This window comes from Dorea sp. AF36-15AT (assembly GCF_003477705.1).
In the GTDB taxonomy this organism is placed as follows: Bacteria; Bacillota; Clostridia; order Lachnospirales; family Lachnospiraceae; genus Claveliimonas; species Claveliimonas ammoniilytica.
In genome coordinates this window covers 154,676-168,014 of sequence record NZ_QUDV01000004.1, presented here as the reverse complement: position 1 = coordinate 168,014, position 13,339 = coordinate 154,676, and the positions used below count along the sequence as shown (strand labels likewise).

The window sequence follows — 13,339 nt, the reverse complement described above, 5'->3', positions numbered from 1 at the left end:
ATTTTCCATCTTGTTAGTTTCTCCTGTTTTGTCATTTAAATTCATGTTCACCCCATTTCCGATTTATTTTCATGGATTTATAATTCCACAAAAAAATGCTTGACATTTGAAATAGCAGGTCTATAATAATTTTTTGTAAAAAAGAATATCGTTCACCGAAATTCATTGATGAGAACAACGCCTTGTTTATCGCTCATTCACAGAGAGCCTGCGGCTGGTGGAAGCAGGTAATGGCAGAATAAGGATATCCTCTCTAAGAAGCGGGTTGAAAGTAATATCAGTAGACCTCGCCGTCATCCCACGTTACAGGGAACGCGTATATTAGTACGTAAGAAAGTGTTGCAGGAGTATTTCTGCAGAATCAGGGTGGTAACGCGGATAGATTTCGTCCCTTTTCAGTTTGTTCTGAGAAGGGATTTTTTATTTCTTTCATATCGAATCCGGTGAGCAGTAATTACCAAAAGGAGGAAACACGTAATGAAAGCATTACAGAAAGCAAGCAAATTTTTATCAGACTACACCTCGGTCGTCGTAATCGCAATCGCAGTAGTCACATTTTTCCTTCCATCTATGATGGGATGGGTGAATCTGGCACTATTCACGGATATGGTGGCAAATAAATTCACCTGCCAGTCTATTATCATCGGAATCATCATGTTCAGCATGGGGCTTACCCTTACAACAGAAGACTTTAAAATTCTGGCACAGCGTCCATTTGACATCTGCGTCGGTGCGATTGCCCAGTACCTGATCATGCCATTCCTGGCATTTGCAATTTCAAAAGCATTAAATCTGCCAGACGGAATCGCACTTGGACTGATTCTCGTAGGATGCTGTCCTGGCGGCGTATCTTCAAATATCATGTCATATCTGTGCGGCGGCGATGTAGCATTCTCCGTAGGAATGACAACCGTATCCACATTGCTTTCACCAGTCATGACTCCGCTGTTGGTATCTTTCCTGGCAAGTGGTACACAGATTACGATCAAAGGTCTTCCAATGTTCGTATCTATCATCGAAACGGTAATCCTCCCTGTAGGTGTCGGATTCTTATTAAATTATCTTCTCGGAAAGAAACAGACATTCCGCGAACTTCAACAGGTAATGCCTGGAATCGCAGTACTTGGTCTTGCATGTGTAGTAGGAGGCGTTGTATCCTCACAGGGAGCCAAATTCTTCCAGTCAGGTGTTGTAATCTTTGTTGCTGTACTGCTTCACAATGGATTCGGATATCTGTTGGGATACGGAGCCGGAAAACTGGTTGGAATGAACACATCAAAGAAGAGAACCATCTCCATCGAAGTTGGTATGCAGAATGCAGGTCTGGCAACAAACCTCGCAACAACAACCGCACAGTTTGCATCCACACCGGAATCCGCAATCATCTGCGCTGTATCCTGCACATGGCACTCCATCTCAGGAACCTTACTTGCCGGAATGTTTGCAATGCATGATAAACACAAAGAGAAAGCTGCTGAAAACGTAACAGTTGCAGCACATTAATTCAAGAATGCCTCGGCATTCTTGCTGCGAGGTGCGCGTCATGCAATTGCATGACATACTTCTACTGCGCACCTCTGCAATCCTGCCGGAGGCTATATCAGCTGGGGGATTGACTCCCGCCGCTGATACCAGCTTGTTTCTCACCACCTATAGAGGTGGGAGTCATCTCCCATCTGATATATCTATTATAAAGAAGGCTCTCAGTTCATCTAAACACTGAGAGCCTTCCTGTATTAAATATATTTTTTCAATATCTCGTTCATCTGATCAAACTGTTCTTCCATCTCTTTCACCAGTCGGAACTGCGTTCTCGCACGTACCAGGTTGTGCTCCGGATAAGCCGTTTTAAAATATACATCTCCCTGCAGATAATCTGCCAGGAAACGCATACCGCACTCCAGCGTCATAAGTCTGGCGCCCCATGGAAGACTCGCGATCTCAGCCGGTGTCAATACATCCTTTGCCATCTCCAGATATCCCTTGGTATAAATATCGTAAAGATTGATATCAAAATGTACTTTATCCAGATCCGGCTCATCCTCTTCCGCCGTAGACGCACCGAATCGAATGGAATCACCAAAATCATTAGCTGCAAGTCCCGGCATGATCGTATCCAGGTCAATAATGCATAATCCTTCATCTGTATCTGCATCAAACAGAATATTATTCAGCTTGGTATCGTTATGCGTTACACGAAGCGGAAGCTTTCCTTCCTCCAGCTGCTTCATCAGTACGCCGCAGTCGTCTTCACGTGAAAGCACAAATTCAATCTCCGGCTTGCACTTGCGCGCTCTGTTCTTCACATCTTTGCGCTGTGCATCCTTAAAATCTCTGAGACGTTTTACCGTATCGTGGAACTGTGGAATGGTCTCATACAGACTCTCTGCCGGATAATCACCCAACTGCTTCAGAAAATGTCCGAAGCTTAATGCTGACTGATAGAACTGCTCCGGTCTCTCCACCTGCTGATGGCAAATGGAATTCGCCACATAATGCAGGCATCGCCACGGCTGTCCGTTATCATCCTCAAAGTAGGTCTCGCCGGATTTGGTCTTAATGTAAGACAATGCCTCGCGATCCAGATCTCCGCCTTCCTGACGGATGATATTACGCAGATATTCGGTTACGCCAAAGATATTGTCCATAACCTGATCCGGATTCTTAAATACATTTACATTAATACGCTGAAGCACGTATAACGGCACATCGTTGCCATTCTGATCCGGCATATACACCGCATATGTCTCATTGATATGTCCTTCTCCAAACGGCTTCACATAGCTGCACAGTGGTCCAAAACCGAATGCATACACTGCATCTTCCAGACTCCGGCTGTCCACACCTTCGATCTTTCTTCTTGTAGAGAAGATGACCTCTCCTGCTTCTACTTTGCGTCCGGATTCAATCGTACAATTTGCTTTGACCACACTGCCAAGTCCGACATGCGCGCCCGCACATACAACGGAATTATGATCTACAACCGCGCCGCTGTTCACCAGTGCCGCGCGTTCAATCTTTGTATTCGTATTCACTACCGATCTCTGCATGATAAAACAGCCTGGCTCCAGAGTCACACTCGGACTTACCACTGCTGACGGATGCACAATCGCAGGAACTTCATATCCCTCTTCCAGCAATTTATCCGTCCAGAACAGACGCGTCTTATTATTGCCAAATGCAGCAACCGCAACCGGATAGTCCTCGTGCTTAATCACATAGTCACAGCACATGCCGATCACATCGTCTTCCTTTACCATATCATCCAGAAACACTATCTCTTCGTATCCCAGTGCCTGTGCAGTCTCCTTGATCATATGACCAAAGCCGCCGGCTCCAAGGATTAATAAACTCTTCATATGTCTTGCTCCTATTTAATCCTACCATGCAACTCCTGCAGGGATGCAATCTTGCCGCCGTCATGATTATTGACTGCATGGATTCCTGTTGCCGCTGCCATAGCCGCTGCCATTGTCGTGCAGTACGGAATCCTTCCCTTAATCGCAGCTTTTCTCAGGTAGCTGTCATCATATACACTGTCTTTTCCAACCGGTGAGTTCACGATGATATCCACCTTTCCATTCGTGATCTCGTCGAGTACATTCGGGCGTCCCTCACACAGCTTCTTTACTTTTTCAGCCGGAATGCCAGCTTCATTGATCAGCTGACATGTGCCTTCTGTTGCAATGATGCGGAAATTATTCTCATGGAACAGTTTCGCAACCTCTACAACTTCTGCCTTATCTTTGCGGTTTACAGAGATCAGCACAGTTCCTGACAGCGGAAGTTTGGACTGAACTGCTTCCTGTGCCTTGTAAAATGCCTCTCCGTATGATTCAGAAAGTCCCAGTACTTCTCCGGTAGATCGCATCTCCGGTCCTAACAGCGGGTCTACTTCCGGGAACATGTTGAATGGGAATGCTGCCTCTTTTACTCCGTAATATGGAATCACTTTCTCTTCCAGTGCAGGTACCGGACTCTCCTTACCGGTCAGCTCACGCGTAATGATCTCCGTTGCGATCGGCACCATACGCACATTACAAACCTTTGACACAAGCGGTACGGTACGGGATGCTCTCGGGTTCGCCTCAAGCACAAATACCTTGCCATTCTCGATGGCGTACTGCATATTCATCAGTCCCTGTACATGCATTTCTTCTGCGATCTTTCTTGTATATTCCTTAATGGTCTCCACATTTTCCCTGGAAATGTGTACCGATGGGATTACACATGCAGAGTCTCCGGAATGTACACCTGCAAGCTCGATATGCTCCATAACCGCCGGTACAAATGCGTTGGTTCCATCACAGATCGCGTCAGACTCACACTCCAGTGCATGATTCAGGAAACGGTCAATCAGGATTGGACGGTCAGGTGTTACACCAACTGCTGCCTTCATGTAGTCAGCCATTGCCACATCATCGTAGACTACTTCCATTCCACGTCCGCCAAGTACGTAAGATGGGCGAACCATAACCGGATAACCGATCTTGCCTGCGATCTCTACTGCCTCTTCTACGGTTGTAGCCATTCCCGCTTCCGGCATCGGAATCTCCAGTTTATCCATCATTGCACGGAACTGATCTCTGTCCTCTGCAAGATCGATAACAGACGGTGCGGTTCCAAGAATACGAACACCATTCTTCTCCAGATCTGCTGCCAGATTCAGCGGTGTCTGTCCACCGAACTGTGCGATCACGCCAAGCGGTTTTTCCTTTTCGTAAATGCTCAGCACGTCTTCCAGTGTCAGCGGCTCAAAGTATAACTTGTCAGAAGTATCGTAGTCTGTCGAAACCGTCTCCGGGTTACAGTTCACGATGATCGTCTCAAATCCAAGCTTCTTCAGCGCCATTGCCGCATGTACACAACAATAATCAAACTCAATACCCTGACCGATACGGTTCGGTCCACCGCCAAGGATCATAATCTTACGGTTATCAGATACCGGATTGGCATCCTCTGCATTATATGTAGAGTAGTAATATGCACTGTCCTTCGTACCGCTTACATGTACACCTTCCCACGCCTCTACGACACCAAGTGCTTTTCTCTTATTGCGGATATCAGCTTCCGGAACTTCCAGAATCTGGCTGAGGTATTTGTCAGAGAATCCGTCTTTCTTAGCCTGTGTCAGTGCTTCGTCTGATGGCAGAGCCCCTTTGGATTCCATCAATGCATTTTCTTCCTCCACCAGTTCCTTTATCTGCTCCAGGAAGTAATGTTTTATTTTCGTGATCTCATGAATCTCCTCTACAGTCGCACCTTTTCTGAGTGCTTCGTAGATCAGGAAATAACGCTGGCTGGACGGAGTGATCAGCTGTTTCAGCAGGTCTTCCTTCGTGCGAGAATCAAAATCCTTCGCATGACCCAGACCGTAATTGCCATTCTCCAGGCTTCGGATTGCCTTCTGGAATGCTTCTTTGAAATTCTTACCGATACTCATAACCTCGCCGACTGCACGCATCTGTGTGCCAAGCTTGTCCTCTACACCTTTGAACTTCTCAAACGCCCAGCGTGCAAACTTGATTACCACATAGTCGCCGTCCGGAACGTATTTGTCCAGAGTGCCGTATTTGCCACATTCAATATCCTTCAATGTCAGTCCGCATGCAAGCATCGCAGATACAAGCGCGATCGGGAATCCGGTTGCCTTGGATGCCAGCGCAGAAGAACGGGATGTACGCGGATTGATCTCAATAACGATAATTCTGTCTGATACCGGATCATGCGCAAACTGCACGTTCGTTCCACCGATCACCTGTACAGAATCTACGATCTTATACGCCTGTTCCTGCATTCTCTTCTGACATTCTTCCGAAATCGTCAGCATCGGAGCAGAACAGAAGGAATCTCCTGTATGCACGCCCAGTGGATCAATATTCTCAATAAAGCATACCGTGATCATATTGCCTTCTGCATCACGAACCACCTCAAGCTCCAACTCTTCCCATCCGAGAATAGACTCCTCTACAAGCACCTGTCCCACAAGACTTGCCTGCAGTCCTCGTGCACATACAGTCTTCAGTTCTTCCTTATTATAGACAAGTCCGCCGCCGGCACCGCCCATAGTATAAGCCGGACGCAGTACCACCGGATAGCCCAGATTATCAGCAATCGCAAGTGCTTCGTCTACAGAATACGCAACCTCGCTTCTCGCCATTTCCACGCCAAGCTCATTCATCGTCTTCTTAAACTCGATGCGGTCTTCCCCACGTTCGATTGCATCCACCTGCACACCGATAACCTTTACATTATATTTGTCAAGAATTCCTTCTTTGTATAATTCAGAGCAGAGATTCAATCCGGACTGTCCTCCCAGATTCGGAAGCAGCGCATCCGGTCTTTCTTTTGCAATAATCTGTTCCAGACGATTCACATTCAATGGCTCAATATAAGTAACATCCGCAATCTCCGGATCCGTCATGATCGTTGCCGGATTAGAATTCACCAGCACAATCTCATATCCCAGTTTTCGAAGGGCCTTACAAGCCTGTGTTCCAGAATAATCGAACTCGCACGCCTGACCGATGATGATCGGGCCGGAACCAATAATCAGTACTTTCTTAATATCTTCTCTCTTTGACATAGTATCTGCCACTCAAAATATGATTAAATATACTCACATCGAGATAATGTAAGTTCTCACGAACATTACTTACTATTTCATCGTGTATGCTTTGGATTGACCGAAATCATATCTACTCACAAGTTCTTGTACACTCCATAGTCGTAAATTCCCGAAATAGCCTTCGGTACATACCTACGTTTGCGTTTATTTATGCAACTTCGTAAGTTGTAGCATCTCGCAAATTAAGTGCAGCATTGAAATCTCTGTCTTCGATATAACCACAATCACATTTGAAAATTCTATCTGAAAGCTTTAAATCTTTTTTGATATTTTTGCAACAATGACATGTTTTAGATGATGGAAACCACCTATCTACAACTCGAAGCTCAATTCCGTTTTCATTGCATTTAGCTTGAAGCTTTGTTCTAAATTCATTAAACTTCTGCGAAGCAACTGCCTTTGAAAGATGTTTGTTCTTCATCATTCCTGATATATTTAAATCTTCAATCGTTATATAAGATGGTTTGGTTTTCACTATCTCTGCGATTGTTTTATTTATGTAATCAGTACGAATATTGTCAATTCTATGATGAAGTTTCTGTACCTTAAGCCTTTGTTTTTGTATATTTGGTTTTTGAGCGGACTCTCCTTTCTTTAAATTTTCATACTTTCGAGAAAGACTTCTCTGTTCTCGAATAAGCTGTTTTTCAAGTTTCTTTAATTTTGCAGATTTGTTAATGTTCTTATAAGTTTTACCATTAGAAACAATGGCAAAATCCTTCAATCCAAGGTCAATGCCAATTCCTGCATTGGAATTATTGGCTATCTTGACATTTGGGATTTCTATAAGAACTGACACATAGTATCTGTCAGCTTTTATTGAGACATGACCGCTTTTAATTACGTATCCATCTTTTGTTGTGGGAATATATCCTTTTTCTTTGATGCGAACCCAACCAAGTGACGGGATATTGATTCTGTGTCTTTCACAACGACAATCTTTTGGATTATTCTTTACGAAATACATTTTTACATCAGATTTGCCTTTCTTTTTAAAATTTGGAAAGGAGCTCTTGTGATTAAAGAATCTTGTAAATGCGGTTTGTCCGTTATTTACTGCCTGTGTTACCGCTTTTGAATAAGCTTCCTTAATCCAAGAATATTCTGGATGGTTCGGAAGATACTCATTGTTAAGCCAGACTCTAAATTTGTTACTGCTCATAAACTTTTCCCCATTTTTATGAAGTTCCTTATTATGAGCAAGATAGAAGTTATAGATAAATCTACAAGTACCTATTGTTTTACGGATTTTGACTTTCTGTTCCTCTGTCGGATTTATTTCCGTTTTGAAGCTCTTTAGCAATTTCCTCATCTCTTTCTATTTGTTTCTTATACTTACGAAACCCATACAGCCTACAAGAGAACACATGGCGTATTGAAACAATGTCCTGCATGAGTTCTTTTTGTGGTGATAGTTCTTCATTGTTTGCTACTGAATTGTAGATACTGATCATAAGTGTAATAACACCTATTAGTTGGAGTTCGGTTTGCTTTTAAAGTTCCTTCTCTGTCCCAACGTTGTAATGTCTTAACAGATACGCCTAAAAGTTCGGCAAAATCTTTTGGTTTATAATTTTTGATGTTTGATGTGTTCATTTTAATGCTCTCATTTGAGTATGTTGAAACACATTTAATCACAATAGTCAATATATTCAGTTACTTATGTTTTCCTCCTCTCCGCTGAAGCAGTAACATTTTTTCACAATATAATTTACCATAAAAGCATGGGGTGACGCAATCCTTTCTATTCCATCTTTTCCTGTCCATCCAGCAAATCTATATGTTTTATAAGTAAGAAAATGATACTTACAATTTTTCTATTAGCTCTTTCAAACTATTACATCCCCGTTGTTGAAGCAATTTCATCTATAACTCAACAAAAAAGGATCCTACTTAAATTTGGAAATAATTCTTTGGATACGAGACGAGGGATTCTGAGGTTCGTTTAATGGAGGCAAGATTGCCGACATTAATCGGTTCTCAGAATCCATTGGCTCGACTCTAAACATCGACGTATGTCGACCAAATTTAACCAAATCTAACTACCTTATCCTCAAACGCTGAGGAGGCTGTATGCCGTACTAGGATCCTCTTTCATGTTATCATAAAACTCCTAAGCTTTCAAACGCTTTGCAGCTCATAAAATATTATCTCTTTTCATCACGCTTTGCAGTTGTATACATCCTGCTTATTTGTCAGCACCTGCTTGTCTTCTACCTTATCAAGTGCAAAAAGCATATATTGACTCTGCCCTATTCTAATATAATACTGCTTTTTTTGTTCTTCATAATATGCTTTTATCAAAGCTTGAATTTTCATCTCTTCATTGCGCTCCACTATTCAGAGTGCTATACTCCATATCGACACATCATATAAACACTAACATCTATCAGGCATACCATTTTGCCTGACAACAAAGGAGCACACATGCAATACAGCATCCCTGATTATTATAAAGAATTTCACTGCATCGCCGGCCAATGCGAAGAAACCTGCTGCGCCGGCTGGCAGATTATGATCGATAAGAAATCCCTCAAGAAATATATCCACACGAAAAGTCCATACAGATGGACACTGCTTCGTGGAATTGATTTTCTCCACGGCGCATTCCGTCAAAAAAAGGAAAAACGCTGTTTCTTTTTAAATGAGAACAATTTGTGTAATCTGTATTCGAATCTTGGGGAATCTGCGCTTTGCAAGACATGCAAGAATTATCCAAGACACATTGAAGAATTTGAGGATGTACGCGAGATCACGCTGTCCGTTTCCTGTCCGGAAGCAGCAAGGATTCTGTTGTCCAAAACAGAACCGGTTCACTTCCTCACCTATGAGAAGCCAGGCACGGAAGAATACGATAACTTCGATCCATTTCTCTACTCCATGCTGTTAGACTGCCGCGAAGAAATGTATCGCATTTTGCAGAATCGTTCTCTTTCCCTCTGGGCAAGAACCGTGCTTATCCTCGGAATGACACACGATATCCAGACACGTATTGATCAGGAAAATGTATTCGACTGCCAGAACGTAATAACCCGCTATCAGAATCCGGGTGCTGCAAAAAAAGCAGCCTCCATTCACTTTGGCGAAGCTGCATTCTCTTTCCGGCACAGTATGTTAAAATCACTTCACCGATTAGAAGTATTAAACGAACACTGGCCGAATCTCCTGTTAGAAACTGAAGCCATCCTCTACATGAACGGAACCGGACATTACAAAGAAGCCTGTCGCGCATTTCTGGATAACAAAGTCATGATCCAGCTCGAACAGCTTCTTGTATACTTCATCTCCACCTATTTCTGTGGAGCTGTATATGACGGTGAAGTCCTCGCCAAAGCACAGATGTCCGCCGTCTGTACCGGACAGATCTTCGACCTGTGGCTCGCACGCTACATTGAAAATGGGAATGTCATTTCCGAAGAAGAAAAAATCGAATTGTTATATCGATACTCCAGAGAAATCGAACATTCCGATGAGAATTTAAAAATGATAGAAAAGATTATGGTCGGGCATAAGGTGCCGTGGCTACAATGAAATACGCCGGAATATGATATGTACCCTCTTTACTGGACAACCAGTAAGGAGGGTACATATCAATATCATCCGGCATTTTAATTACATATGAAATTTTCCTACGATCATCCCCAATGGTGAGCATGTCTCCTCCGGATATAACGGATTTGCATATTTTGAGAAAAATGAAAATTCCACTAATTCCCAGGCTCTTCCCACATCTTCTATAAAGACATCCACTAATTCCGGATCCCACTTCGTAAATACTATCTCATCATCCAATAATTCTTCTATGACACGACGCTCCATCGTTGCTGCAAAATATGCTTTTCCCTGCCATAAACATACCTCAACCGGAGCTTCAGAACGCAACTCGTCCAGTTCTGTCACATTCGACCCAAATATCGGAATCTTATACAGCTCGTACGTCTTCCAATCCTGAAATGTGTCAATGCTCTCGAAATAACACAGCCTTAACTCGCAATCAGAGCCTGTATACGCTATATTATACGCAGTGCATTGCAGATCAAGATAACACTCCGCATGATCCGGACCTTTTATCTGACGATCCGCATATCTTTCTGCGATCACTTTTTGCTCCAGGAATTCAAAGTCTTCTTTCTCCGGCCAGTAACCTGAAAAATAAGAAGAAACAAAGGTCAGCTTTTCATCCTGCGGATTCCATCCGACCGTCAATATACCAGACTCGCTAGTTTCAAGTTCACGCACAAACATTTCCACCCATCTTCGCCCCGGCACGTTTTTCACTAATTTGCGAGATAATACTAAAAAGGCACTGTCACGTATATGAATGACTTTTCCCAACTCAGGAATGTACGGATTATTACGGATAAATGCTTCCTCTTTCGCATCGTTTTTAATCTGCTCCGCAGTCTCCGCCAGATGTTCCGGGTCATCCTTCATCCCCTTTCCGATCCAGTAGAGCGCCTTTTCATAACTCTGTGGCACCTCTTTTCCCTGTGCATAGCATAGTGCTATCGCTTCCATAGCCAACGGGTTGCCCTCTTTAGCTGCCTGATAATAATAATGAACCTTTGCAAATTCATTTTTCTCTTCCAAAGCATCTAATCCTTCTTTCAGACATCTCCGGGCAGTCTCATACGAATATTCTGATTCACTGCTTTTATCATTTGTCAACATCCCGTCTGTATTTGGGGCAGATAAATTCTCCTCCCCGGTTCCCAATATAAGCTTCAATGCAGTCACCAGAAATCCTGTATAAATAGACCCACACACGCTCTCTCTGCGTCCATCTTTATAACATAAGCACATATAATCTGCCGAATCCCCTACAACAGATACATCGCTCAACTCATCATAACATATCGGCTGCGGGATTGGATTTTTCTTTCTCAAATAATCAAACATGCTGCCATATAGCCCTTTTTTCGAAAACAGGAATCCCTTTTTACCATTTGAAAATGCACCTGTATTGCAATAAGCCTCTATATCCTCCTCCGCACACCCTGTTGCAAATCCCCGAAGCGCATTCTCAATCTGCTTTGTTTTCATCTCCTGACGGCTCAATACATGATTGGGCAATGTATGATGCTTGTAATCCTTTACCGACTCCTGTGTAATTCCCGCTACTTTTGTATAAATATCCATGACCCATCTCCTTCACCGAATAATAATTACATCTCTGAATTCTTCTATTTTTCTATCAGCTGCATATAATTTATTATACCATTTTATAGGAGTATTGCTATGTTAACTATTCTTTTTCTATTATATTGTGCCATAAAGACGAATACCCTCTATGATCTGTACACAAGTGACGAGGAACAACTACAATTTATCCGCCAGTGGAATCGTGAACATTCTATATAAATAAACACAGAAGCCACGGTCTCCCGTAGCTTCCCTTACAAATCTGCAAACAGATCTGCTTTCTATCTTCTAATCTCTACCATACAAATCTCTTGTATATACCCTATCCTTCACATCATCCAGACAGCTATCGTATCGATTGGCAATGATCGCCTGGCTCTGTTCTTTAAACTTTTCCAGATCATTCACTACCTTGCTGCCAAAAAATGTGCTGCCATCTTCCAATGTCGGTTCGTAAATGATCACTGTTGCACCTTTGGCTTTGATACGCTTCATTACTCCCTGAATCGATGACTGACGGAAGTTATCGGAGTTGGACTTCATGGTAAGGCGATATACGCCAATCACTACATTCTTCTCCATAGATGCATCATATGTATTTTCATCGCCATATGCATAGTATCCGGCTTTCTGCAGTACACGATCTGCAATAAAATCTTTTCTGGTCCGATTGGACTCCACGATTGCATTAATCATGTTCTGTGGCACGTCTTCATAATTAGCCAACAACTGCTTGGTATCCTTCGGCAAGCAATATCCACCATAACCAAATGATGGATTATTATAATGTGTTCCTATACGCGGATCCAGACATACACCATTGATAATCTGCTGTGTATTCAGACCTTTCATCTCCGCATACGTATCCAGCTCATTGAAATAGGATACCCGGAGTGCCAGATATGTATTGGCAAATAACTTCACCGCCTCTGCCTCGGTGAATCCCATGATCAATGTATCGATATCTTCTTTAATCGCACCTTCCTGCAACAGCCCGGCAAATGTATGAGCCGCTTTCAACAGTCTTGCATTCTCTACATCTGTTCCCACGATAATTCTGGACGGATACAGATTATCATACAACGCTTTGGACTCTCGCAAAAACTCCGGACTAAAAATAATATTGTCACAGTGGAATTTTGCACGAACACTTGCGGTGTAACCAACCGGAATTGTAGACTTAATCACCATGACTGCATCCGGATTGTACTTGATAACCAGCTCAATCACAGACTCTACCGCTGATGTATCGAAGAAATTCTTCTTACTGTCATAGTTCGTCGGTGCAGCAATTACTACAAAATCCGCATCCTTATATGCCGCTTCTGCATCCAGTGTTGCTGTCAGATTCAAATCCTTTTCCGCCAGATATTGCTCAATATATTCGTCCTGTATTGGACTGATCTTATTATTAATCTTTTCTACTTTCTCTGGAACGATATCAACTGCCATTACCTCGTGATGCTGCGATAGTAACGTCGCTATTGATAATCCCACATAACCGGTTCCGGCTACTGCAATTTTCATTTATATATCCCATCTTTCTGTGTCATATTCTGCTGCACTCTT

The 13,339-nt window shown here is 42.9% G+C and carries 8 protein-coding genes, 1 pseudogene and 1 other annotated feature; of the genes and pseudogenes, 2 read left to right on the top strand and 7 right to left on the bottom strand.

Annotation, left to right across the window (positions count from 1 at the left end):
- The first annotated feature begins 156 nt into the window (after positions 1–156).
- Positions 157–396: a binding site (T-box leader), on the top strand.
- An 81-nt stretch (positions 397–477) separates the two neighbouring features.
- The gene (locus tag DWZ93_RS08165) at positions 478–1,503 is read left to right on the top strand and encodes a bile acid:sodium symporter family protein (RefSeq protein WP_118452540.1); all 1,026 of its coding nucleotides are present in this window, start codon (positions 478–480) and stop codon (positions 1,501–1,503) included.
- A 233-nt stretch (positions 1,504–1,736) separates the two neighbouring features.
- Here the strand turns inward: DWZ93_RS08165 and DWZ93_RS08160 are convergent, their stop codons facing one another.
- The 5 genes and pseudogenes from DWZ93_RS08160 to DWZ93_RS14720 form a co-directional block, all read right to left on the bottom strand.
- A complete protein-coding gene (locus DWZ93_RS08160; RefSeq protein WP_118452539.1) occupies positions 1,737–3,359 on the bottom strand; it encodes a phosphotransferase in 1,623 nt (540 codons plus the stop codon).
- An 11-nt stretch (positions 3,360–3,370) separates the two neighbouring features.
- Complete coding sequence (gene carB, locus DWZ93_RS08155) at positions 3,371–6,586, bottom strand: carbamoyl-phosphate synthase large subunit (protein ID WP_118452538.1); 3,216 nt, start codon at positions 6,584–6,586, stop codon at positions 3,371–3,373.
- A gap of 190 nt (positions 6,587–6,776) precedes the next feature.
- The gene (locus tag DWZ93_RS08150) at positions 6,777–7,940 is read right to left on the bottom strand and encodes an RNA-guided endonuclease InsQ/TnpB family protein (RefSeq protein ID WP_118452537.1); all 1,164 of its coding nucleotides are present in this window, start codon (positions 7,938–7,940) and stop codon (positions 6,777–6,779) included.
- A pseudogene (locus DWZ93_RS08145) lies at positions 7,870–8,209 on the bottom strand (MerR family transcriptional regulator). The gene DWZ93_RS08150 and the pseudogene DWZ93_RS08145 overlap by 71 nt, the downstream one beginning before the upstream one ends.
- 579 nt (positions 8,210–8,788) lie before the next feature.
- Positions 8,789–8,947: a hypothetical protein gene (locus DWZ93_RS14720; RefSeq protein WP_158574298.1), complete on the bottom strand. Its 159-nt coding sequence runs from the start codon at positions 8,945–8,947 to the stop codon at positions 8,789–8,791.
- A gap of 108 nt (positions 8,948–9,055) precedes the next feature.
- Here DWZ93_RS14720 and fliB point away from each other — a divergent pair, with 108 nt between their 5' ends.
- On the top strand, positions 9,056–10,159 hold the full coding sequence (fliB, locus tag DWZ93_RS08140; RefSeq protein WP_118452536.1) for a flagellin lysine-N-methylase: 1,104 nt from the start codon (positions 9,056–9,058) through the stop codon (positions 10,157–10,159).
- 81 nt (positions 10,160–10,240) lie between these two features.
- Here fliB and DWZ93_RS08135 read toward each other — a convergent pair whose 3' ends face one another.
- A complete protein-coding gene (locus DWZ93_RS08135; protein ID WP_118452535.1) occupies positions 10,241–11,767 on the bottom strand; it encodes a sel1 repeat family protein in 1,527 nt (508 codons plus the stop codon).
- Positions 11,768–12,058: 291 nt separating this feature from the next.
- Positions 12,059–13,297, bottom strand: a complete 1,239-nt coding sequence (locus tag DWZ93_RS08130; protein WP_118452534.1) for a nucleotide sugar dehydrogenase — start codon at positions 13,295–13,297, stop codon at positions 12,059–12,061.
- Between the last annotated feature and the right edge of the window lie 42 nt (positions 13,298–13,339).

Bases quoted from the DNA above. Each gene is read 5' to 3' on its own strand.
- DWZ93_RS08165 (WP_118452540.1), top strand. From the start codon at position 478: ATGAAAGCATTACAGAAAGCAAGCAAATTTTTATCAGACTACACCTCG.
- DWZ93_RS08160 (WP_118452539.1), bottom strand. From the start codon at position 3,359: ATGAAGAGTTTATTAATCCTTGGAGCCGGCGGCTTTGGTCATATGATC.
- carB (WP_118452538.1), bottom strand. From the start codon at position 6,586: ATGTCAAAGAGAGAAGATATTAAGAAAGTACTGATTATTGGTTCCGGC.
- DWZ93_RS08150 (WP_118452537.1), bottom strand. From the start codon at position 7,940: ATGAGGAAATTGCTAAAGAGCTTCAAAACGGAAATAAATCCGACAGAG.
- DWZ93_RS14720 (WP_158574298.1), bottom strand. From the start codon at position 8,947: ATGAAAATTCAAGCTTTGATAAAAGCATATTATGAAGAACAAAAAAAG.
- fliB (WP_118452536.1), top strand. From the start codon at position 9,056: ATGCAATACAGCATCCCTGATTATTATAAAGAATTTCACTGCATCGCC.
- DWZ93_RS08135 (WP_118452535.1), bottom strand. From the start codon at position 11,767: ATGGATATTTATACAAAAGTAGCGGGAATTACACAGGAGTCGGTAAAG.
- DWZ93_RS08130 (WP_118452534.1), bottom strand. From the start codon at position 13,297: ATGAAAATTGCAGTAGCCGGAACCGGTTATGTGGGATTATCAATAGCG.